Below are 23237 nucleotides of genomic sequence, written 5' to 3'. Positions count from 1 at the left end.
CCCTGCTCAGTGGATCCGTCGCCCCCGCACGTCCGGCACCCCGGACTTGCGGAAGAAGTACGTGTTGATTTGGTCCCGCCACTCGATTGCGCAGCGCAACTGCTCGTCCAGGCGCTCGGTAACCCGGGCGTGCACCGCCGGGTCGATCACCCCGGCCAGCCGCCGCCACCGCTGTCGCATCTCGGCCACCTGCTGCACCCCGGCGAAGTGGGTGTCGTAGATGTGCTGGATGACGGTCGACCCGCTTTGCAGCACGTGTCCGTACGGGACGTGGTGGAAGAACAGCAGCAGCTCGTCCGGGCAGTCCCGCAGCGACTCGTACACCCGCGACCACGGCTTCGGGTACTGGCCGGTGAAGCCGGTGCCCGTCGCGCGGGTGCGGTCCACGCCCACCCCCTCGCGGTCGGCGAAGTGGTAGGTGCCCCAGCGCGAGTACTCGTACCCGTCGACGTCGGGGCCGTAGTGGTGGTTCGCCGGGCTGACCATGAAACCGACGCCCAGCGGCGCGGTGTACCGCTCGTAGGTGCGCCAGGAGTCGTCCATGACGGCGTGCAGCGTCCGGCGCACCAGCGTCGGGTCGCCGGTCGTCCCCGCCGGGAAGGTGAGGTCGATCCACTCATCGAGGACGGCCCTCGGGTCCAGGCGGGGGTCCCAGGCGAGCCGGCCGAAGGCGTACAGGTTGGCCTGGGCCAGGGGGTGCCCGGTCCAGAACGGGTCGTCACCCACGTTGGCCACGGCGACCAGGCCGCCGCCGGCCGCCGGGCCCGGCCCCGCGCCGGCGGCCACGTCGGCGACGGTCGGCCCGCCCGGCCCCCACGGCGCGAACGCCAGCACCTCGCTCCAGCAGGGCGCGAGATAACACACGTGCCGCTGCTGGCCCGTGTACTCCTGGGTGACCTGGAACTCCACCGCCAGCCGGGTCGCCGGCATCGCCGCCAGCACCGGCGACACCGGCTCCCGCGGCTGGAAGTCGATCGGGCCGAACTTCACCTGGACCACCACGTTGTCCCGGAACCGGCCGTCGAGCGGGGCGAAGTGGTCGTACGCGGCCCGCGCCCGGTCGGTCGAGCGGTCCCGCCAGTCCTGCCGGTGGTTGTAGACGAACGCCCGCCAGTGCACCACGCCGCCGAAGGGCGCCAGGGCCTCCGCGAGCAGGTTCGCGCCGTCGGCGTGGTCGCGCCCGTACGTGAACGGGCCCGGCTGCCCCTCGGAGTCGGCCTTCACCACGTAGCCGCCGAAGTCGGGGATGCGCTCGTACACCTGGCGGGTGGCGGCGGCCCACCACGCCCGCACCGTCGCGTCGAGCGGGTCGGCGGTCGGCAGGCCACCGAGGACGACGGGCGCGGCGAAGGTGACCGACAGGTGCACCCGGATCCCGTACGGACGCAGCGCGTCGGCCAGCTCGGCGACGTCACCGAGGCGGTCGGTCAGCAGCCGCGCCTCGGTCGCGTGGACGTTGACGTTGTTCACCGAGATCGCGTTGACGCCGCAGGCGGCCAGCAACCGCCCGTATGCGCGGACCCGGTCCAGGTCGCGGCGTGCCGCGCCGGCGTGCCAGAAGATCGACCCGCCGGCGTAGCCCCGCTCGACCTGCCCCATGACCGGGTGTACGTCGACGTTGTCCCAGTGGTCGAGCATCCGCAGCGACACGGCCGGCGCGTGCCGCCGCGCCGGGCGGTCGCCGTCGAACGCCGCAGCGCCGAGGCGCACCACGTGGAACAGCCCGTACAGCAGGCCGGCCGGCGCGTCGGCCAGCACCATCGTGACGCCCTCGGCGCGGGCCAGCAGGTACCCCTCGGCGCCGAGCGACCCGCCGGCTCCGGCCGACCGAGCCACCCGCGCCACCGGCGCGGGCAGCGGCCCGGCGTCGCGCAGCGCGAGCACCAGGTCCACCCCCGGATCCCCGGCGCTGCGGGCGGCCCGCCCGCCGTGCCGGGCGCAGGCCTGCTCGACCTCGTCGAAGACGGTGTCGACGAGCCCGCCGTCGCCGCGCACGAGGACGCGGCGCGAGCCGAGCGGGCCGAACGCCTCCGGCGGCAGCCAGGCGGCGTGCACGCCCCCGGCGGGGCCGGTGGTGGCGGCGTCGGTCGCGGTAGGGCTGGTATTGGCCGGGCCGGTGGTGGCGGGACCGGTCGTGCCGTGGGGCCGAATCATTCGGTGAACTCCCTCTGGATCGTCGCGGTCATCGGGGCGGCGACGCGCAGCAGCGCGAGGGCGCACACCGAGCCCGCCAGCGCGAGCACCGCCTCCGAGGTGACCGCCGTGACGGCGGCCGACGCCGAGAGCAGCAGGGCCGTGCCGAGGGACACCCCCGGGGCGCGGACCGCGAAGTGCAGGGCGAGGCGGGCGACGTCGCGGGCCCGGAACGCGAACAGGGAGGTGATCACCAGCGCGTTCGTCCAGACGAGGGTCGCCACGGCGGCGACGCCGACCAGCGGCACCGCCCACCACCGGGGCACGGCCGCGACGTCGAGGTGGGCGAGGTTCACCGCGACAACGGTGAGCCACGCCAGCAGCGGCACCCAGATCCGCAGCACTCCCGCCAGGTTGATCCGGTAGCCGCGCCGGAAAGCGGCGGCGGGCCGCAGGTCCGTCAGGTCGGGGCGCTGGTGGTGCAGCGCGTACAGCGCGGCCGACAGCGCCGGGGCCAGCGGCAGCACGCAGGCGGCGTAGAGCGGGATGTTGCTGGCGTCGGGGTCGAGCAGGACGAGCGGGACCAGGCCGGGCAGGCAGGCCAGCAGCAGGAGCACCTCGACGACGATCAGGGTGTAGACCCGCGCGGCGGCCCGCGACAGCGGCCCGTCGCCGAACTGCCGAGCGGTCCGCGCCGCGTCGCTGCTCACGGCCGGTCGGCCCGGTCGCCGTCGGTGCGCGCGAGGCCGTGCCCGCGGGTGTGCCGCAAGCCGATGTCCCGCTGGACCGTCGCCGGCGAGTCCTGGTGGTCGCGCCGCAGCGCCAGGTCGAACCGGCCGGTGCCGACGCGTGCCCGCCAGGCGTCGGTGAGCCGGCCCGTGGGCCGTTCGGGAACGTGGATCCGCATCGGCGTCCTGTCCTGCTCGTCGTGCCGGCCGGGCCGCCGGCCCCGTCGGACCCCGGTGGGGCCCGACCGGGACCGGACGGTCAGCCGTTGTCCTTCTTGAACCGCTCGTACGCCTTGTTCACCAGCTCGATGTACTGGTCGGCGTTCTTGGCCTTCAGCTCGCCGACGTAGGCGTCCCACTCGGTGAGCGGTCGCTGGCCGAGGATGAACTTCAGCGTGTTCTGGGTGACGTGGTCCTTCAGCGGCGTCTCCCACAGCGACACCTGCTCGCGCTCGGCGTCGGTGAGCGGGGCCGGCGGCGGCACCACGATCGGCTTGCGCGCGTTCATCACCTTCTGGAACTCCAGCTCCTCGGGCGAGAAGAAGGACTGCAGCAGGTCGAGCTTGCCGCCGTAGGCGAAGACCCCGTTGGCGAAGCCGAAGTCCTTCTGCAGGTGCTTGGTGCCCTTGGGGTTGAGCCCGATCATGTCGACGTCGGGGGCGGGGATCCGCTTGCCGGCGGCGTCCCTGGTGAACGTGGTGCCCTCGATGCCCCACTTGGCGAACTCCTGGCCGGCGTCGGAGTAGTAGAGCCAGTCGATGAACTGCATCATGGCCACGAAGTTCTTGCTGTCCCGGGCCTTCTTGGAGATCATGACGCCGTTCTCCAGCCGGGAGGCGGGGTTGATCTCGCCGGCCGAACCGATCGGCAGCGGGATGTTGACCAGCTTCGCGCCGGGGATGGTCTTGGCCAGGTCCGGCCGGTAGTCGTTGACCAGGGTCTGGGCGTTGCTGGTGATGACGAAGGACTTGCCGTTGGCGAGCTTCTGGCGGGCGGCGTCGTCGGTCTGGGTGAAGCTCTCCGGGTCGAGCAGCCCCTCGGTGACCAGCTTGTTGAGGTACTGCACCATCTGCTTGTACTGCTCGGTGGCCCCGGTGTAGACGAACTTCCCGGCGGCCGGGTCCCAGGTGCTGTGCTGGAAGGCCCAGCCGGCCTGAGTGCCGTAGGCGTGGCCGATGTTCCGCAGCAGGGCGCCGCCGGGGTTGGGCTTGCTCCACCGGTCCGAGTACGGGTAGGAGTTCGGGTACTTCGCCTTCATCGCCTTGAGCACCGAGTAGAGCTCGTCCCACGTCTTCGGGATCGGCAGCTTGAGCTCGTCGAGGATGTCGGTGCGGACCGCCACCGAGTATTCCTGCCAGGGCTTCTCGTGTAGGCCCGGGAGCAGGTAGAACTTGCCGTCGGACTGGCGCAGCGTGTCGATCTCCGGCCCCAGCCCCCACTTGTCGATCTTGTCCTTGAAGTGGGGCATCAGGTCCAGGTAGTCGCTCACCGGCAGGATCGCGCCGGAGGAGACGAACGCGTTCTCGTCCGGATGGTAGGTCTTCGGGATGATCAGCGGGGCGTCGCCGGCGCCGATCAGCAGGCTGCGCTTCTGCGAGTAGTCGCTCAGCGGCACGGCGACCGGTTCGAGCTTGACGTTGGTCCGCTTCGCCAGCTCCGACCAGAACAGCCACTCGTTCTTCAGTGGGTAGTTCGGGTGGTTGTTGTACAGCACGGAGAAGGAGAGCGGCTCGGTGGCCGTGAACTGGGTCCCGACGCCGTACTCGACCATGGCGCCGGCCCGGTTGCCGGACAGGTCCTTGGTGTCGCCGGCCTCTTCGGAGCAGGCGACGAGGGTGAGGGTGAGCAGACTGGCCGCGGCTATCGCCGCGCGCCGCCACGTTCTGTGGAACACGGCTCGTCCTTTCCGATCAGATGGTGGGGTGGTGAGGGGACATCGCCGGGCTACCCCTTGACCGCGCCGAGCATCACGCCCGACACGAAGTAGCGCTGGATGAAGGGGTAGACCGCCAGGATGGGCAGGGTGGTGAGCACGATCGTCACCGCCTGTAGCGTCGCGGCGGCCTGGACCGCGTCGGCGTCGGCGACGCCGCCGGCCGACTGCGCGCCGGTGGCGCCCGCGACGAGGTTGCGCAGGTATACGGTCACCGGGAACAGCTCCTGCTGGTCCAGGTAGAGGAACGCGGTGAACCACGAGTTCCAGAAGGACACCGCGTAGAACAGCACCATCGTGGCGATGACGGCCTTGGACAGCGGCAGCACGATCCGCAGCAGCGTCCCGTACGTGTTCAGTCCGTCGACGGCGGCGGCCTCCTCCAACTCTTCCGGCAGGCTCTCGAAGAACGCCTTCATCACCAGCAGGTTGAACACGTTGATGGCGTTGGGCACGACGACGGCCCAGATGGTGTTCTTCATGCCCAGGCTGGTGATCAGCACGTAGTTGGGAATCAGCCCGCCGGAGAAGAACATGGTGAACACGGCGATGCCGACGAGCGCGCCACGGCCCTTGAGCCGCGGCTTCGACAACACGTACGCGTAGCAGGTGGTGAGCACGAGGGAGATGGCCGTGGCGACCACCGTGTACACCACCGTGTTGCGGTAGTTCGTCCAGAACAGCGAGTCGGACAGCACCAACTTGTACGTGGTCAGGTCGAACCCGCGCGGAACGAGGTTGACCCTCCCGGCGATGATGTACGCCTCGTCGCTGAGCGAGCGGGCCACGATGTTGACGAACGGGTACAGCGTCACGATCACGACGCCGGTCAGGATGACGGCGTTGACCGCCTGGAAGATCCGGTAGCCCCGGGTCGGGCGGGGCCCCTTCGGCCGGCGGGCCGCCCGCCGGGGTTCGCCGGTCTCGATGGTCACCACAGGCTCGTCCCCACCGTGCGCTTGGAGATGATGTTCGCCGTCAGCACCAGGGTCAGCCCGATCAGGGCCTCGAACAGGCCGATCGCGGCGGCGTAGCTGAAGTTGCTGGACTCGAAGCCCATCCGGTACAGGTACGTGGAGATCACGTCGGCGGTCGGGTAGGTCAACGGGTTGTACAGCAGCAGGACCTTCTCGAACCCGACCGCCATGAAGGTGCCGATGTTGAGGATCAGCAGCGTCATCATCGTGGGCCGGATGCCGGGGAGCGTCACGTGCCAGGTCTGCCGCCACCGGCTCGCCCCGTCGATCCGGGCCGCCTCGTAGAGGTTGTCGTCGATCGTGGTGAGCGCGGCGAGGTAGAGGATGGTGCCCCAGCCGACGGTCTGCCAGACCTCGGAGGAGACGTAGATCGTCCGGAACCACTCGGGCCGTTGCAGGAACGGCACGCCGTCGCCGCCGAGGCCGCGCACGATCTGGTTGACCGTCCCGTCCATCGACGTCAGCTGCATGACCATGGCGGCCACGATCACGATCGACAGGAAGTGCGGCAGGTAGGACACCGACTGCACGAACCGCTTGAGCCGGCGGGCGCGGACCTCGTTGAGCAGCAGCGCCAGGACGATCGGCAGGGGGAAGCAGAACAGCAGGGTCAGCGCCCCCAGCACGAGGGTGTTGGTGAACACCTCCCAGAACGTCGGGTCGGCCAGGAACAGGCGCACGTAGCGCAGGCCCACCCAGTACTCGCCGAACACGCTGCCGCCGGGGGAGAACCTCCGGAAGGCGATCACGTTGCCGGCCATCGGCAGGTACCGGAAGGCCAGGAAGAACAGCAGGGGTGCCACGGCCAGGGAATAGAGCTGCCAGTCCCGGCGCAGCGCCTGCCGCCAGGTGCGGCGGCGTCCCCGGCGGCGCGGGCCGGGCCGGGCCGCCGCCGGGGCGTCCCGCGTCGGTGGTGGGTGCAGCGTGTCGGGGGTGGTCATCCTCGACCTCCAGGGGCGGGGAGCGGGAGGTGCCTAGGCGGACCGCGGGACGGCGGCGGGGGCGACGCGCGCGGTCGACACCAGCCGGCGCTGGTGGCCGACCTCGCGTTCGGCGCCCACGAGGCGCAGCGGGAGGGCGGCGGTGACCTCGCCGCTGGACGGGCCGAGGCGCAGCTCCACGTCGCCGGGCTCGACGACGCGCCGGCCGTGCGCGCCGGTGAACGACGTCAGGTCGGCGGAGACCAGGAAGGTCACCCGTGCGGCCTCGCCCGGTTCGAGCGGGACCCGGGCATAGCCGATCAGGCGGACCACCGGCCGGGTGGTCTGCGCGACCGGGTCGTGCAGGTACAACTGGACGATCTCGGCGCCGGCCCGGGTACCGGTGTTGCGGACCGCGACGCCGACGGCGACCTCGCCGTCGACTGCCCAGTCGAGGCGCCCGCCGCCCGTGGCGTCGGCGGCGCTGACCTCGCCGGCGCGGTCGTCGGCCCCGCGCACGCCCGCGTCGCTCCACTCGAACGTCGTGTAGCTCAGCCCGTGGCCGAACGGGAACGCCGGGGTGGGGTCGACCGACGACACCTCCGAGCGGCGTCCCAGCGTGGGGGAGAGGTAGGTGGACGGCAGGCCACCGGAGCCCCGGGGCACGCTGACGGGCAGCCGCCCGGACGGGTTCACCGCGCCGGTGAGCACCTCGGCGAGGGCCTGCCCGCCGCGCTGGCCGGGGAAGAACGCCTGCACGACGGCCGCGGCGGCGTCGACCTCGGGCCCGAGCGCGTACGGCCGCCCGGCCAGCAGCACCAGCACCACGGGCGTGCCGGTGGCGAGCACGGCCCGGACCAGCTCGGGTTGCACCCCGGGCAGCCGCAGGTCGGTGGCGTCGCATCCCTCGCCGGAGGTGCCGCGGCCGAACATCCCGGAGCGGTCGCCGACGGCGAGCACGCACACGTCGGCCTCGGTGGCCGCCGCGACGGCCGCGGCGAAGCCGGACGTGTCGTCGCCGGTGACGGCGCACCCGGGGGAGTGGGTGAGCCCTGGGAGCAGGTCGCCGAGGGCCTCGCGCAGCGAGGGCAGCTCCACGCCGAGCCCGTGCTCGGGGTGACGCACCCCCACGTGCGCGGGGAACGAGTAGCAGCCGAGCATCGCCATCGGGTCGTCGGCGACCGGGCCGACGAGCGCGACGCGGCGGTGGGGGGAAAGCGGCAGCAGCCCGTCGTCGTTGCGCAGCAGGACCACGGACTCCCGGGCCAGGCGCAGGGCCACGTCCCGGCCGGCAGGGTCGTCGAGGCACAGCTCGTCGGCGCCATCGGGCAGCGGCTGCCACCCCTCGTCGAGCAGGCCCAGCTCGATCTTCTGCGTCAGCACCCGGCGCAGCGCGCGGTCGATCAGCGCCTCGTCGACCTCGCCGGAGCGGACCGCCTCGACCAGCGGGGGGCCGAACGCGTCCACGGTGGGCAGCTCGACGTCGATGCCGGCGCGCAGGGCGAGCCGGGCCGCGTCGGCGGCGTCGGCGGCGACTCCGTGCAGCGTCTGGAGGAACCGCACCGCGAAGTAGTCGGCGACCACGGTGCCGGTGAAGCCCCACTCGTCGCGCAGCAGCCGGGTCAGCATGGCCTCGTCGGCGGCCACGGGCATGCCGTCAATCTCGGCGTAGGAGTTCATCACCGAGCGTGCGCCGCCCAGCCGCAGCGCCATCTCGAACGGCGGCAGGATGACGTCGGCCAGCTCCCGGCGGCCCATCGACACCGGGGCCAGGTTGCGACCGCCCCGCGAGGCCGAGTATCCGGCGAAGTGCTTGAGGGTGGCGACGACGCCGGCACGTTCCAGGCCGCGCACGTACGCCGCGCCGGTCGTGCCGACCAGGTACGGGTCCTCGCCGATGGTCTCCTCGGTGCGTCCCCACCGGTAGTCACGGGTGACGTCGAGCACCGGCGCCAGTCCCTGGTGGACCCCGGCCGCCCGTAGCGACCGGCCGATGTGGCCGGCCATCTGTTCGACGAGCTCGGGGTCGAAGGACGCGCCCCAGCACAGCGGTGCCGGGTACACGGTCGCGCGCCAGGCGGCGAAGCCGGTGAGGCACTCCTCGTGCACCTGCGCCGGGATGCCGAACCGGCTCGCCGCCGCGATCTCGGCCTGGGACGCGGCCAGCGACCGCGCGCCGGCGACGGGATCGACCGGCGCGGTCCCGAACGGCCGGGTCAGCTGGCCCAGCCCGTGTCGGATGACGTCGCTCCACCGCAGCTCGCCGTCGACCATCTCGGACTGGTACGGCGCGACCCCCTCCCCGGAGGCGTCGGCACCGGCCCATACCCCGACCAGTTGGGCGATCTTCTCCTCCAGCGACATGAGCGGGAGCATGGCGTCGGCGCGCTCGGTCGGGCACAGTCGCGGGTCACGCCACCGCTCGACGTCCGGGGACGTCTCCGCGTGGTGGACGGGTAGCTGACTGTTCATGCCAAACCCCTTCAGTCGGACCCGGGGTGCTTCCCGGCGGCCGGCGACGACGAACACCACCGAAAGTTTCGGAAACCGCCGCCTACCTTTTTCGGGCAACTTAAGTGCCTCTCACGGGCGTGTCAAGGACCCTCCCGCCCCGATGCGGATCGACCGGCGTCATCGTACCTGGGCCTCGGTCGTGCTACAGTCCTCGAAAATTTCGGCCACGGTGCTGTGAGGCTTCGATGACAGAGTTGCGCTCGGTCACCCCGCCCCGCTCCGCCACGATCGCGACCATCGCCGAGGAGGTCGGCGTCTCCGTGGCGACGGTGTCGAAGGTCCTCAACGGACGCGCCGACGTCTCGCCCGAAACGAGGGCCCGGGTCGAGGCCAGCCTCGACCGCCACCGGTACCGCCGTCGCGCCAAACGCCGGGCCGACGCTGGGGGTCAGCTCGACCTGGTCTTCCACGGGCTCGGCTCCGAGTGGGCGGTGGAGATCATCCGAGGGGTCGAGGCCGTGGCGTCCCACGCCCGCGTCGACGTGGTGCTGTCGCAACTCGGCGGCAGCCACCGCCTGCCGCAGCGGTGGCTCGACAGGGTCCTCGCCCGCCGCCCGGCCGGGCTGCTGCTGGTGCTGTGCCACCCGACCGAGCCGCAGCGGCGGCAGCTACGCCGCCAGCAGATCCCCTTCGTCGTCGTCGACACCGACAGTGCCACCTCCGCGTCGGTGCCCACCGTCGGCTCCAACAACTGGAACGGCGGCCTGCTCGCCACCCGCCACCTGCTGGAGCTGGGCCACCGCCGGATCGCCGTCATCACCGGCCCGCGCGACGTGCTCTGCGCCCGCACGCGGGCCGCCGGTTTCCGCTCCGCCCACGACGAGGCCGGCGTCCCGGTCGACCCCGCCCTGGTCCGCTACGGCACCTTCCAGGTCAAGGACGGCTACCGGCTCGGCATGGAGCTGCTCACCGCCCCGCACCGCCCCACCGCGATCTTCGCCGGATCGGACCTGCAGGCCCTGGGCGTGCTGCGGGCGGCCCGCCAGCTCGGCATCGACGTCCCCCGGGAGCTGTCGGTCATCGGGTACGACAACCTGCCCGTGGCGGCGTGGACCGGCCCCGCCCTGACCACGGTCCACCAGCCGTTGCGCGACATGGCCACCACGGCGACCCAGATGCTGCTCGAACTCGCCCGTGGGGCCGACCTGCCGACCTGCCGCGTCGACCTGGTCGCCGAGCTGGTCGTGCGCGAGAGCACCGCCCGCCCCGCCCCGCACCGCTGAACCGCGACCCGGAGAGGACCCATGCCCCAGTTCGACCTGCCCCTCGATCAACTGCGCCGGTACGCCCCCGCCGTGGCCGAGCCCACCGACTTCGACGAGTTCTGGCGTGCCACCCTCGCGGCGGCAGCCGAGCGCCCCGTGCTCGTCGACGTCCGCCCCGAGCCGACCCACCTGAGGCTGGTCGACACCTGGGACGTCACGTTCGCCGGCTTCGGCGGCGACCCGGTGCGGGCCTGGTACACCCGGCCCGCCGGGGCGGACGGGCCGCTGCCCGTCGTCGTGGAGTACGTCGGCTACGGCCGCGGCCGGGGCCTGCCGCACGAGCGCCTGACCTGGCCGGTGGCCGGCTACGCGCACCTGCTGATGGACGCGCGGGGCCAGTCCGGCCACTACGGGCCCGGCGACACCCCCGACCCCCACGCGGGCGCGCCCGGCGGCCCCTGGCCGGTGACCTGGGGCATCCTGGCACCCGAGGACTACTACTACCGCCGGCTCGTCACCGACGCGGTGCGCGCCGTGCAGGCGGCCCGCGCGCTGCCCGGCGTCGACCCCGGCCGGGTCGTCGCCGCCGGCAACAGCCAGGGCGGCGGGATCGCCCTCGCGGTGGCGGGCCTCGTCGGCGACCTCGCGGCCCTGGTCACCACCGCGCCGTTCCTGTGCCACGTCCAGCGGGCCATCGAGATCACCGACGCCGAGCCGTACGGCGAGATCGCCCGCTACCTGGCCGCCAACCGGGCGGCCGAGGAGGCGGTGCGGCGTACCCTGTCCTACGTCGACGGCGTCACTTTCGCCCGCCGGGCGGTCGCGCCGGCGCACTTCGGCGTCGGCCTGCGCGACACCGTGTGCCCGCCGAGCACCGCGTTCGCCGCCTACAACCAGTACGGCGCCGCCAACGGCCGGATCGCCCCGCCCCGGCGGGAGATCCACACCTACCCGTTCAACGGTCACGAGGGCGGGGAGGCCGTGCAGGTCCGCCGCCAGCTGGCCTGGCTCGCCTCGGTGCTCGCGGTGCCGGGCGTCGCCACCGGCACCGCCACGGAAACCGCTACCGAGCCGGAGGAGACCGCGTGAGGATCGTCGACGCCCGGGTCATCGTCACCTGCCCGGGACGTAACTTCGTCACCCTGAAGATCGTCACCGACGAGGGCGTCACCGGCGTCGGCGACGCCACTCTCAACGGCCGCGAGCTGGCCGTCGAGGCGTACCTGCGCGAGCACGTCGTGCCGCTGCTGATCGGGCGCGATCCGGCCCGGATCGAGGACACCTGGCAGTACCTCTACCAGGGGGCGTACTGGCGGCGCGGCCCGGTCACCATGAGCGCCGTCGCGGCCGTGGACACCGCCCTGTGGGACATCAAGGGCAAGGTCGCCGGCCTTCCGGTGTACCAGCTGCTCGGCGGCCGGTCCCGCGAGGGCGTCACCGTGTACGGCCACGCCAACGGCGAGACCGTCGACGAGGTGCTGGCCGAGGTGGCCCGGTTCGTCGACCTCGGCTACCGGGCGGTGCGGGTGCAGTCCGGCGTGCCGGGGCTGGCCAAGACGTACGGCGTGAGCGCCGACAAGATGTTCTACGAGCCGGCCGACGCGGCGCTGCCCACCGAGACGGTCTGGTCGACGGCCCGGTACCTGGCCCACGTGCCCGGTGTGTTCGCCCGGGTCCGCGAGGAGTTCGGCCCGACCCTGCGGCTGCTGCACGACGTGCACCACCGGCTCACCCCCATCGAGGCGGCCCGGCTCGGCCGCAGCCTGGAGCCGTACGCGCTGACCTGGCTGGAGGATCCGGTCCCCGCGGAGTTCCAGGAGGGGTTCCGGCTCATCCGGCAGCACACCACCACGCCGATCGCCACCGGCGAGGTGTTCAACTCCGTCTGGGACGCCACCACGCTCATCCGCGAGCAGCTCGTCGACTACATCCGCACCACGGTGGTCCGCGCCGGCGGCATCACCCACCTGCGGCGCATCTTCGACTACGCCGCGCTGCACCACGTGCGCAGCGGCTCGCACGGGGCGACCGACCTGTCGCCGGTCTGCCTGGCCGCCGCGCTGCACCTGGACATCGCGATCCCGAACTTCGGTTTGCAGGAGTACATGCGGCACACCGAGGAGACCGACGCGGTCTTCCCGCACGGCTACCGCTTCGCCGACGGCTACCTGCATCCGGCCGAGACGGCAGGGCTCGGGGTGGACATCGACGAGGAGGCGGCGGCCCGCTACCCGTACTCCCCGGCGTACCTGCCGGTCAACCGGCTGGAGGACGGCACCCTGCACCCCTGGTGACCCGGCCGGTGCTCGGCCGGGCCACCATCACGTCCCGGCTCAGCTCAGCAGGAACGTGGTCCGGTCCCCGGCCGCTGGCCCGACGATCAGCCGGCCCCGGTCGTGCCGTAGGTACGCGGCGGCGTCCGCGGCGAGCTGGAGGGAGACGCCGCCACCGGTGCGGGGGATCCGCCGGAAGCTCGCCGAGGTCGCCTCGGGGCTGCCGGCGGCCACCGGGACGATCTGCACGGTCCCGTCGACGACCCGGACGTACCGGTCGGGGAAGTTGACCGACCGCAGCGACTCGGTGCCGGTGCCGGCGAGCCCCGGCACGAAGCGGAACTGGCTGTCGGCCAGCTCGCGCACGCCGGTGTCCACCCGCAGCACGTACTCCCAGTGCCGGACGTACGCCTTGCGGGCGTTGGCGGGGGACAGCCGCACGATCGGGCCGCCCTCGCCCACGGGCACCCCGAACAGCGGCGAGCCGTCGCCGTGCCAGTACAACCGCTGCACCCGGGTGTGCCGGTTGGGGTCGTAGAGCGGGTCGCCGGTGATGTCGCGGTAGTCGCGGGCGTGGTAGACGAGCACGTCGGTCACGCCGTCCTCGGCGACGGTGAACGAGTTGTGCCCCGGCCCGTACCGCTTCGTGCGCTCGCTGGTGACGAAGACCGGGTCGGGAGTCTTCACCCACGACCGGTTGTCCAGCAGGTTCGCGCCCGCGTCGGCGGTCAGCAGCCCCATGCAGTACCGGGCGTCCGTGGCGCTGGCGGAGAAGGTCAGGAAGACCCGCCCGTTGCGCACGAGCACGGCCGGGCCCTCGTTGACCGCGAAGCCCTGCGTCTCCCAGGCGCGCGTCGGGGTGGCGATGCGTACCGGCTTGGTGCGGATGGACCACGGCGTGTTCATCTCGGCGATGTACAGACTGGTGTTCACCGCGATCTCCGGCTCGGCCTGCGCCCACACCAGGTAGCGGCGCCCGGCGTGGGCGAAGGTGGTCGCGTCGAGGGAGAAGTCGTCCCACTCCGTGACGATCTGGCCGCGCAGTTGCCACCCGGCGGGGTCGCGCGGGTCGGCCAGCCCCGACTCCAGCACGTACATCCGGATGCGGAACACGTTGTCGGAGTCGCCGGCGGCGAAGTAGATGTACCAGCGGCCGTCGATGCGGTGCAGCTCCGGGGCCCAGATGTGCCCGGCCATCTTGCCGCTGGCGGGCCGCCGCCAGACGACGGACTCGGTCGCGGTGGCCAGGCCGGCGATGGTGGACGCCCCCCGCACGACGATCCGGTCGTACTCCGGCACCGAGCCGGTGAAGTAGTACATCCCGGCGACCGGGTGGGTGATGAACGGGTCGGCGCGCTGGGTGATCAGCGGGTCGACGGTGGTGACGCCGTAGATCTCGGCGTCGGTGCGGGCCACGCCCGGCCGGGGCCCGGCGGTGGCCGCGGAGGACAGCCCGGCGACCATGCCGGTCGCCGTCACGCCCAGCCCGCCCCACAGCAGGGCACGTCGGCTCATCGGGTACGTCATCGTGCTACCTCACTTGGTCCGGATGCGCAGGAAGGTGACGGAGTTCGGCGCGAAGGTACGGGTGAAGGCGCTGGCGATGCCGCCGACGGTCCGGGTGACCGGCTGGATCGGCTCGGCCGAGCGGGTGTTCTGCTCACCCGGGTCGCCGCTGATCACGGTCATCCGGGCCTTCTCGCGCACCCGCAGCCCGCCCAGGTCCACCCGGGTAACGGCGGCCTTGTCCTGGGCGTTGACCACCTTGACGATCAGCTCGCCGGTGGCGTCGTCGCGGGTGACGACCTGGGTGAACGGGCGGGTCACCCGGTCGTCGGTGAAGCTGGCCCACTCCTGGCCGTCGAGGAACAGGGTGACCCGCGTGCCGCGCACCTGCACCCTGACGTCGTACGTGGTGCCGGTGGTGATCCGGTTGGGCTTGGCGACCAGGGTCTCCTTGGCCCCGTTGGTGGCCTTCTCCACCGCGCCCTGGGTGTTGTTCCAGCCGCCGAGGTTCCACCAGTAGAAGTTGCCGGAGTCCTTGATCCCGAACGCGATGAGGAAACCTTCCGCGCCGGCGTTCTTGCGTGCCTTCAGCGTCAGGTCGTAGTCGCTCGCCGTGATGTCGGCGGCCTTGACCAGGGTGTCCTGCGCGCCGGTGTCCGACTGCGTGTACGCGCCGTCGACCACCGACCAGGTGCCGCGGTTGGCCAGCGGCGTCCAGGCGTTCGCCCCGGCGGAGAAGTCGTCGGCGAACAGCACCGTGCCGTCGGGGGCGGTCACCCGCACGTCGTCGTACGTGGCGGAGGTGGCCCAGGTCGACAGGCCGATCGCGCCGTTGATCGGTGCCGGCGCGGTGGACGGGCCGGTGACCCGGCTGGGCACGGTCCGGTCGCCGACGTTGTTCATGAACAGCTTCTGCACCTGGTAGCTGGTGGTGCCCCACGACTCGTCGTTGTCGAACCAGATCAGGTCGGGTCGCCACTGGACGTTGTCCACGTTGGCCAGCAGCGGCGCGTACGAGGCCATCCGCACCACGTCGGCGTTGCGCTCCAGGCCGGTCAGGTACGACGCCTCGGCCAGCGAGTTGTACAGCTTGTTGCCCTGCGAGGCGTACTCGCCGAGGAAGACCTTCGGGCCGGTGCGGTCGTAGGTGTCGTAGCGGGTGTGGTTCTGTAGGAACCACGCCGGGCTGTTGTAGTAGTGCTCGTCGACCATGTCTACGCCGGCCGCCCGGTTGAGCTGCCAGAGTCGGTCGAAGGTGCTGCCCTGGTCGTCGGGGCCGGAGTTGCCGATCACGGTGATGTCCGGGTGCTTCTCCTCGATCGCGGCGCGGAACTTCTCGAAGTTGGCGAAGTACGCGTCGGGCAGGTTCTCCTCGTTGCCCACGGCGAGGTGGGTGAGGCCGAACGGGCGGGGGTGCCCCATGGAGGCACGCAGACCGCCCCAGGTGGAGCTGGTCGGGCCGTTTGCGAACTCGATCAGGTCCAGGGTGTCGGAGATGTGTCGTCGCAGCAGCGCCTCGTCGACGGTGGCCTGGTTCTGCCCGCAGCCGGTGACCAGGGCGGGGACCACGGGTAGCGGCATCGCGCCGATGTCCTCGGCGAACTGGAAGTACTCGTAGTAACCCAGGCCGTAGGACTGGTTGTAGCCCCAGAAGTTGGCGTTGGTGGCGCGGGTCTCGACCGGGCCGACGGTGTCCTTCCACTGGTAGGAGCGGGCCCGTGGCCAGTTCGAGGCGGCGTCGTAGCCGTACATGCTGCCGGTGTTGACCAGGCAGCCGCCGGGGAAGCGGACGAAGCCCGGCTTCAACGCCGCGATCTTCTCGGCGAGGTCGCGGCGCAGGCCGTTCGGCCGGCCGCGGAAGGTGTCGCGGGGGAACAACGAGACCATGTCCATCCGCAGGACGCCGGTGCCGCCCGCGCGTACCGACAGGCGGCCGGCGTCGGTGGTGCGGGTCGCCTTGAGCGTCCCGCGGTACTTCGTCCAGCCGGCGCCGCGCACGGTGCGGGACAGGGGCGCGGCGAGGGGCTGGCCGGCGGCGTCGTGCAGGGTGACCGACAGCGGGGTCCCGGCGGCGGCGTCGGTGCGGGCCCAGACCGAGAAGTCGTACGCGCCGCCCGCGCGCACCGCGATCCCGCTGTGGTAGCCGTTGTTCGTCACGCCGTAGTGGCCGGCGCCGGTGTTGGCGAGGTCGAGGCGCAGGTAGGTGCGGTTGCGCTCGTGCAGCCGGGCGTCGTCGTCCGCCGTGGACGCGGTGCCGGCGCCGCCGCCGTCGGAGGTTGGCGTCCAGCCGGTCAGCGGGGTGTAGGAGCGGTTGTCGGCCGGGAGGAACTCGAAGGAGCGGTTGCGGACCAGTTCGGCGTGGAGCCCGCCGTCCACGGCGGAGTTGATGTCCTCGAAGAACACCCCGTACATGGAGTCGCTGATCGGGGTGCCGGCGGCGGCCGGGTCGACGGTGATGGTGTATTCGGGCTCGGCGGCCGGTGTCTTGGCCAGACCGGGCGCGGCGGCGGCGACGGTGGCGGCCACCAGCGCGGCCGCCGCGAGGCCGAGCAGTGGGTGTGGTCGGAACATGGGTGCCTCCTGGACAAACGGACCCGCCTCGGCGTGCCGATGCCGAGGCGCGACCCGCCGCGCCCCCCGGAAGGCCCTACATGTGAGCGCTAACACGGGCGAGTATTGCCGGCTGATGAAGGCCGGTCAATAGTCGAGTTACCGATAAGTTTCTCCGGAGCCCTTTCCCCGCGCGGTCGGCGTGCGGCCAGGGGTTTTGTCCCACGCCACCACCCGCGCGAACGTCGTCGCCCCGTCACGCAACGTCGACGACCTCCCGCCCCAGGGGCCAGAACGCCGTGGGGACGAGCTTGAAGTTGGCGACCCCGAACGGGATGCCGATGATCGTGACGCAGAGGGTGACGCCGGCGACGATGTGGGACAGGGCCAGCCACCAGCCCGCGAGCACCACCCACAGCACGTTGGCCAGCCCGGAGGCGACGCCCGCGCCCGGCTTGGGCACCACGGTCCGGCCGAAGGGCCAGAGCGAATAGCTGGCCAGGCGCAGCGACGCCACGCCGAACGGGATCGTGACGACCAGCGCGAAGCAGATCAGCGCCGCGATCCCGTACCCGACGGCCAACACGATCCCGCCGCCGAAGACGAGCCACAACACGTTCAGCAGAAAGCGAATCACCCTTCGAGCATGACCGACGCCCGCCACTGGGTCGCCCCTTCCGGTGATCCGTCCGGCGGGCGGCCGGGCATGGCAGGAGAATGGCTGGCCGATGGCAGGCGCCCCCCCGCAGTCTGACCGCCTTCGGGTCCACGGTGGACCCGTTCGTGGAAGGAACTGAATGAGGTCACGTCTGACCACCGGTGGGGCCCGGGTCGTCGCGTTGGGTCTGCTGGTCACCGGCGCGGTGGTGGCCGCGCCGACGTCGGCGTCCGCCGACACGGCGGTCACCGGCGACGTTCCGGCGACGGCGACGGCGGTCGCCGTCTTCACCGGGGAACCCGCCGACACGGCCATCGAGTTGCCGGCGCGCGAGGCCGCCGCCCTGGAGACGGCCGAGGCACGGGCGGAGGGCCGGCCCGACGCGCTCGCGCCGCCGTTCTACGACCCCGGCACCGCCCGGGTGAGCGCGCCCGTGGTGTCCACCGGCGACGTCACGGCCGTGCCGTACGCCGCCGCAGCCATCCCGATCTCGAACCTGGTCGACGAGTCGGGCGTCGACGAGACGGTGCCCGGGGAGGCCGCCGACAAGGAGGAGCCGACCACTTCCGCCGCCACGCGTGGCGGGACGGTCGCCGCGCAGGCCATTCCCACGCTCTACTACCCGGCGACGCCGGCGGCGAAGTACAGCCTCAGCCGGCTCTCCGCCGTCCGCGACGAGGTGCTCACGGCCGGGCTGGTCGGCCAGGCGTCGATGTACTCCGCGTACGTCGACGCGCCCCGCAACCGGGTCGTGGTCGAGGCGTCCGCCGTGACCGAGGGGATGCGGAACGCCCTCGCCACCCGGTACGCCGCCGACCTGGTGGCGCTGCGACTCACGCCGGGGGAGACCGCCGGCGTGTCGCAGGCCCGGCACAACGACACGAGCCCGTTCTACGGCGGGGCGAAGATGGGCCCGGACGGCTGCACCATCGGGTTCGGCTGGACCCACCAGGGCGCGCGGTACTTCGTCACCGCGGGCCACTGCACCACCGCCAGCCAGAACGTCTACATGGACCGGTACTCCTCGGCCGTCGGCAAGGTGATCGACGACAACTGGAACAACTCCACCGGCTCCGTGAAGATCAACGGCGCGAGCTACTACAGCGGCGACCTGTCGCTGGTGAAGATGAACAGTGGCTTCGGGATGACGGCGCGCATGTGGACCGGCGGGCCGACCTCCAGCACCAACCGTCCCGTGGCCGGCCCGGCCTCACGTTCGCCGAAGATCGGCGACAAGTACTGCACCGGCGGCAGCACCAAGGGCTCCATCTGCAACTGGAAGGTCGTCGCGACCGGCACCACCGTGCGCTACGACGACGGTACGGTCGCCCGGAACATGACCAAGGGCACCAAGCACGGCCACTGCACGGCCCCCGGTGACTCCGGCGGCCCGATCTTCACGATCAACTCGGCCGGCAAGATCGTGGCCAAGGGCATCCACAGCGGTGGTGGCGGTGGCGGTGGCGACCACTTCACCGGCTCGCTGGAGTCGCCCTGCCGCGAGTGGTTCACCGACATCCGCCTGGCGGAGAAGATCCTGCCGGGCATCATCTACAAGTACTGACCCGCGACGAGCCGGGGCGTCCGTCTCCACGGGAACGGGCGCCCCGCCGTCGTCGTCACAGGCCGGCGCACGGGGTGTCGGCCACCGCGCACGCCTCGGGCGCCGTGACGAACGGGTTGGCGCCGCGGACGTCGGACCGGACCGTCTGCGATCCGCCCGCCGGGCTCGGCGGCTCCGCCCGGTGCCCGGGTCAGCGCCCGGTGCGGGACATGCTGTGTGGGGGTCGGCCGAGCAGCGCGTCGAGGCGTGCGCCGAGCTGGCCCGGGTCGTGCAGCGGCCGGGCGAAGGGCAGCCGTACGTCGCCGGGGTGCGCGGTGGCGCCGGCGGGGGCCTGCACTCGCAGGACGATGCCGGCGCGGTCCAGCCGCAGCACGTGGACGCGGGCGTCCTGGTGGCGCAACCGCGCGGGGACCAGCCCGGTGAGCCGCTTTCTGGTGCGCGGATCGGCGTCGAGGCGGCGCAGCATCTCCGCCTCGGCCGTGGCGAGCGGATCGGGCCGACCCGTGGCGAACGCGTCCGGGTCGATCGGGGTGGTGCCGTGTCGGTGATCTCGGCCGCGGCGAGGTGCAGCACCGCGACGAGGTCGGGCCGCCGGCCCCGCAGTCCCTCGACGGTCAGCCAGCCGGTGAGTCTCGCCTGGCCGCGTACCCGGTCGGGCATCGGGCTCGGGGCGAGGTCGACCACGTGGACGACGGCCGGCACGTCGTCCTGTCGGGCAAGGTGGTGGGCCGCGCCGGCGTCGGCCGGCACCTCGACGCGTATCCGGCCGTCGGCGCCCACGCGGTGCCGGCCGGTGAGGTCGGCCCGGTGCGTCGGGGTCAGCAGCGTCACCGAGTCGGCGGGGACGAGCAGGGTACGCAGCCGCTCGGCCGGTGTGCCGACACGCAGCCGGGGCAGGGCGCCGTTCCTGCTCGCCGCCGGGGGGAGCGCACGCCCCGCAGCGGCCCGCGCCCTACCTCGACGTCGACCTGGCGGGTCTCGTCGCCCGGCTCACCCGGCCGCCCCGGCGGGTCGAGGTGCCGGTGATCTGCGACGAGCAGCTCGTCGTCGAGCACCACTCCCGCTGACCGGGGCGTGGGCATGCCGGCCCGGCCGGCGCGGATCAGCCGGTGAGCTCCAGGTGCCGGTCGATCATCGCGTTGACCTGGGCCGGCACCTCGAGCTGGACGAAGTGCCCGGAACCGGCGGCCTGCCCGATGTGAGCCTGTGGGGCCAGCCTGATCGGGCCTGCCGGGGGTAGGTGGTGGGAAGGTTCCCGTTTCACTCAAGCGCGGCCGTTGCGGGCCGCGATAGCGTACTGTGGCCTTCGTGCCATTACATCCGTTTCGTCGGCTATAGCGAAAGGGGTGTGCGGGTGCGTGGTGACAGGGGCGCCCCGTGAGCGCGGAACTCGACCGGTTCTTCGCCAGCCTTCCAGAGGTCGCCCGGGGTCGACTGCCCACCACGCCCGCCGGGCTCATCGCCTTCCGCTTCGTCTCCGAGGACGGGCCCAGCACGTGGTTCGTCACCCTCGACGGCGGGCGGGTCCGGGTGGACCGCCACGGCCACGACCCGGACTGCGTGGTGGAGACGCGGCCCGATACGTTCGAACGGCTGGTCGCCGGGGCCGACCACACCTTGGCGATGCTCTTTCGTGGCGTCGTGTCCGTCGAGGGCGACCTGCCGCTGTTCCTGGTGTTCCGCCGGCTGCTGCCGATCCGCGCCGACAGCGCCGGCAGCGTCGCGGCCGAGCCGACCGCCGAGATCCTCCCCGGCGGCGGGCACGACGGCATCGGACTGCACGACACGACCGGCATCTTCTACGGCAACATGTTCATGATCAGCAACCGCAACGGCGACGTCGAGACCGAACCGGTCACCCCGCTCGGCCTCTTCTTCCTCGACACCCGCTTCCTGTCGACTTGGCGCCTGAGCCTCGACGGGGAAAAACTCACCGAACTGTCGATCGAGGACGTGTGCTCCTTCGAGTCGAGGTTCGCCCTGGTGCCCGGCCAGCCCACGTACTACGTCCAGGCCACCACGTCGATCCTGCGGCACCGCTCGGTGGGGGAGACCTTCGAGGAGGCGGTCACCCTGATCAACTACGCGGCGGAGCCGGTCCGGTACGCCGTCCGGCTCGACGTCGGGGCGGACTTCGCGGAGGTGCAGGAGATCCGCGACGGCCTGCGCCGGGCCCGCGAGGTGTCCACCACGATCGACGACAGCTCGCTGCGGCTGCACTACCGGCGGCGCACCCTGCACCGGGAGACGGTCGTCAGCGCCAGCGAGCCGGCCCGCGTCGACGAGCGCGGATTCACCTTCACCGTCTCCGTCGATTCCCACAGCACCTGGACCGTCCGGCTGCGCGTGCTGACCCTCGTACGCGACCTGAGCCGACGCGACCTGCGGGAACGGCTGCGCAGCTCCACCCACCGGTCCCGGGCCGAGGCCGGCCGGGAGATCGACCAGATCGCCGCCGCCGTGCCCGAGCTGCGTGCCGAGCACGGGCCGCTGTCCGAGGCGTACCGGCGCAGCGTGCTCGACCTCGCCGCCCTGTACCACCAGGGCCTCAACTACCGCGACCGCCTGCCCGCCACGGGGCTGCCCTGGTCGATGACCCTGCTCGGCCGGGAGAGCCTGGTCAGCAGCCTGCAGGTGCTGCCCTTCCTGCCGCACCGGGCCGTCAGCACGCTGCGGATCCTGGCGCTGAGCCAGGGGGCCAGGATCGACCCGTTCCGCGGCGAGCAGCCGGGCCGGATCGTCCAGGAGAGCCGGTACGGCGAGTCGGCCGCCTTCGCCGACACCCCCGACGCGGCCGACTACTCCGCCGCCGACACCACCCCGCTGTTCGTCATCCTGCTCGACGAGTACGAACGCTGGACCGGCGACGCCGAGCTGGTCCGTCGCTACGAGTTCGAGGCCCGCGCCGCCATCGCCTGGCTCGACGAGTACGCCGACCCGGTCGGCGACGGCTACGTCTGGTCCACCCGCCGGCAGCGCCCCGGCGGGTTGGTCAACGAGAGCTGGCGCAACTCGGTGGAGAGCATCTGCTTCCGCGACGGCCGGCTCGCCACCTTCCCCCAGGCGATCTGCGAGCTCCAGGGGTACGCCTACGACGCCCGGCTACGGGCGGCCCGGATGGCCCGGCTGTTCTGGAACGACCCGGCCTACGCCGACCGGCTCGAACGGGCCGCCGCCGCGCTGCGGGACCGGTTCAACCGGGACTTCTGGCTGCCGGAGCGGGGCTACTACGCGCTGGCATTGCAGTCCGACGGTCAGCGGGTCGACGCGCTGGCGTCCAACGTCGGGCACCTGCTGTGGAGCGGCATCGTCGAGCCCGAACACGCCGAGCGCCTGGCGGGCCACCTGCTCGGGCCGGCCCTGTTCTCCGGCTGGGGAGTGCGGACCCTGGCCAGCACCGAGGGGCAGTACAACCCGCTGGGCCACCACACCGGCGCGATCTGGCCGGCGGACAACTCTCTCATCGTCTGGGGCCTGCGCCGGTACGGCTTCCGGCAGGAGGCCGCCCGGATCGCGCGGGCGCTGCTGGAGGCGGGGCAGCACTTCCAGGGCGCGCTGCCGGCGTACTTCGCCGGCTACGACCGTGCCACCACCCGCGTCCCCGTGCCGCACCACGCCACAGACAGCCCGTACGCCCCCTCGGCCGGGGCGCCCCTGCTGCTGCTACGTGCCCTGCTCGGCCTCGAACCCCGCGAGGACCACCTGGTGATCGACGCTGGTGTGCCAGAGGACATGGGCCATATCGAACTGCTCGACATCCGGGGCCGCTGGGGCTACATCGACGCACTGGGGCGGGGTCGCCCCTTTCGCGACCAGCCCCGTGCCTGAGCCTGGCCCTCGCCGGTGCCCGGCCCCCCGTCACGTGCGCCGGCCTGGGGCGTCGCGGTCACAGGCCGGCGCACGGGGTGCCGACGACCGTGCACGCCTCGGGTGCCTTGACGAAGGGGCTCGCGTCGCGAACGTCGAACCGGATCACCTGCGACCCTCCCGCCGGCACGGCCGGCCCGCTGAACGTGACGGACCGGCCGTCCTGCCGCCAGTCGGCGCCGTTGACGTCGGCGACCGTGCTGCCCGAGGGTAGGGTGAGCACCACCGTCCAGTCCTGGGCCGCCGTGTCGGCCGGGTTGTCGACCACCACCTCGCCGGTATAGCCAAAGATCCTGGTCGCCAGAGTCTCGTACCGGGCGGCCAGGAGCGCTTCCGGTGACGGGGACGCGGTGGGCGTCCGCGACGGCGTGGTCGAGGCGGAACGGCTCGGACGGGCGCTGCCTCGGGT

General features: G+C 72.4%; 18 protein-coding genes and 1 pseudogene. 6 read left to right on the top strand and 13 right to left on the bottom strand.

Annotation, left to right across the window (positions count from 1 at the left end):
• Positions 1-6 precede the first annotated feature (6 nt).
• From E1258_RS09040 to E1258_RS09010, 7 genes are all read right to left on the bottom strand, one after another.
• Complete coding sequence (locus E1258_RS09040) at positions 7-2154, bottom strand: alpha-glucuronidase (RefSeq protein WP_132398630.1); 2148 nt, start codon at positions 2152-2154, stop codon at positions 7-9.
• Entirely contained in the window at positions 2151-2843 is a 693-nt protein-coding gene (locus tag E1258_RS09035) for a hypothetical protein (RefSeq protein ID WP_132398627.1), read from the bottom strand. Before E1258_RS09035 ends, E1258_RS09040 begins: the two co-directional genes overlap by 4 nt.
• On the bottom strand, positions 2840-3040 hold the full coding sequence (locus E1258_RS09030; RefSeq protein ID WP_243715292.1) for a hypothetical protein: 201 nt from the start codon (positions 3038-3040) through the stop codon (positions 2840-2842). The genes E1258_RS09035 and E1258_RS09030 overlap by 4 nt, the downstream gene beginning before the upstream one ends.
• Before the next feature lie 80 nt (positions 3041-3120).
• Positions 3121-4755, bottom strand: coding sequence for an extracellular solute-binding protein (locus tag E1258_RS09025; protein WP_132398625.1), 1635 nt, complete (start codon positions 4753-4755; stop codon positions 3121-3123).
• A 50-nt stretch (positions 4756-4805) separates the two neighbouring features.
• On the bottom strand, positions 4806-5729 hold the full coding sequence (locus E1258_RS09020) for a carbohydrate ABC transporter permease (protein WP_132398623.1): 924 nt from the start codon (positions 5727-5729) through the stop codon (positions 4806-4808).
• The gene (locus E1258_RS09015; RefSeq protein WP_132398621.1) at positions 5726-6712 is read right to left on the bottom strand and encodes a sugar ABC transporter permease; all 987 of its coding nucleotides are present in this window, start codon (positions 6710-6712) and stop codon (positions 5726-5728) included. Before E1258_RS09015 ends, E1258_RS09020 begins: the two co-directional genes overlap by 4 nt.
• A gap of 33 nt (positions 6713-6745) precedes the next feature.
• Entirely contained in the window at positions 6746-9163 is a 2418-nt protein-coding gene (locus E1258_RS09010; protein ID WP_132398619.1) for a glycoside hydrolase family 3 N-terminal domain-containing protein, read from the bottom strand.
• A gap of 227 nt (positions 9164-9390) precedes the next feature.
• Here E1258_RS09010 and E1258_RS09005 point away from each other — a divergent pair, with 227 nt between their 5' ends.
• From E1258_RS09005 to manD, 3 genes are read left to right on the top strand one after another with little or no spacing between them, the layout of a single operon-like run.
• Positions 9391-10428: a LacI family DNA-binding transcriptional regulator gene (locus E1258_RS09005; RefSeq protein WP_132398617.1), complete on the top strand. Its 1038-nt coding sequence runs from the start codon at positions 9391-9393 to the stop codon at positions 10426-10428.
• 21 nt (positions 10429-10449) lie between these two features.
• Positions 10450-11499 (top strand): acetylxylan esterase, encoded by a 1050-nt coding sequence (locus E1258_RS09000; RefSeq protein ID WP_132398615.1) that lies wholly within the window; start codon positions 10450-10452, stop codon positions 11497-11499.
• Complete coding sequence (manD, locus tag E1258_RS08995) at positions 11496-12704, top strand: D-mannonate dehydratase ManD (RefSeq protein WP_132398613.1); 1209 nt, start codon at positions 11496-11498, stop codon at positions 12702-12704. Before E1258_RS09000 ends, manD begins: the two co-directional genes overlap by 4 nt.
• Positions 12705-12743: 39 nt before the next feature.
• Here manD and E1258_RS08990 read toward each other — a convergent pair whose 3' ends face one another.
• From E1258_RS08990 to E1258_RS08980, 3 genes are all read right to left on the bottom strand, one after another.
• Positions 12744-14198, bottom strand: coding sequence for a family 43 glycosylhydrolase (locus tag E1258_RS08990; RefSeq protein ID WP_243715291.1), 1455 nt, complete (start codon positions 14196-14198; stop codon positions 12744-12746).
• A 21-nt stretch (positions 14199-14219) separates the two neighbouring features.
• On the bottom strand, positions 14220-16760 hold the full coding sequence (locus E1258_RS08985) for an alpha-L-arabinofuranosidase C-terminal domain-containing protein (protein ID WP_165949693.1): 2541 nt from the start codon (positions 16758-16760) through the stop codon (positions 14220-14222).
• Between the two features lie 235 nt (positions 16761-16995).
• Positions 16996-17376, bottom strand: coding sequence for a YccF domain-containing protein (locus tag E1258_RS08980; protein ID WP_207919482.1), 381 nt, complete (start codon positions 17374-17376; stop codon positions 16996-16998).
• 160 nt (positions 17377-17536) lie between these two features.
• Here E1258_RS08980 and E1258_RS08975 point away from each other — a divergent pair, with 160 nt between their 5' ends.
• On the top strand, positions 17537-18961 hold the full coding sequence (locus E1258_RS08975) for a S1 family peptidase (RefSeq protein WP_132398607.1): 1425 nt from the start codon (positions 17537-17539) through the stop codon (positions 18959-18961).
• 190 nt (positions 18962-19151) lie between these two features.
• Here E1258_RS08975 and E1258_RS08970 read toward each other — a convergent pair whose 3' ends face one another.
• The gene (locus tag E1258_RS08970) at positions 19152-19427 is read right to left on the bottom strand and encodes a DUF2470 domain-containing protein (RefSeq protein ID WP_132398605.1); all 276 of its coding nucleotides are present in this window, start codon (positions 19425-19427) and stop codon (positions 19152-19154) included.
• A 408-nt stretch (positions 19428-19835) separates the two neighbouring features.
• On the opposite strand from E1258_RS08970, the pseudogene E1258_RS08965 reads away from it, so the two are divergent.
• Positions 19836-20028 (top strand): annotated as a pseudogene (locus E1258_RS08965) (30S ribosomal protein S4); the annotation flags it as partial.
• 35 nt (positions 20029-20063) lie between these two features.
• Here the strand turns inward: E1258_RS08965 and E1258_RS33170 are convergent.
• Positions 20064-20225: a hypothetical protein gene (locus tag E1258_RS33170; protein WP_165949692.1), complete on the bottom strand. Its 162-nt coding sequence runs from the start codon at positions 20223-20225 to the stop codon at positions 20064-20066.
• 113 nt (positions 20226-20338) lie between these two features.
• Here E1258_RS33170 and E1258_RS08960 point away from each other — a divergent pair, with 113 nt between their 5' ends.
• Positions 20339-22789, top strand: coding sequence for a glycogen debranching N-terminal domain-containing protein (locus tag E1258_RS08960; protein ID WP_132398603.1), 2451 nt, complete (start codon positions 20339-20341; stop codon positions 22787-22789).
• 58 nt (positions 22790-22847) lie between these two features.
• Here E1258_RS08960 and E1258_RS08955 read toward each other — a convergent pair.
• Positions 22848-23237 (bottom strand): cellulose binding domain-containing protein (locus E1258_RS08955; RefSeq protein WP_207919481.1); only part of this gene is annotated, 390 nt, incomplete at its 5' end.

The sequence above is a fragment of the Micromonospora sp. KC207 genome (genome assembly GCF_004348615.1).
In the GTDB taxonomy this organism is placed as follows: Bacteria; Actinomycetota; Actinomycetes; order Mycobacteriales; family Micromonosporaceae; genus Micromonospora.
The sequence above is the reverse complement of the archived record's forward strand: the minus strand, read 5'-3'. Positions and strand labels throughout refer to the sequence as shown.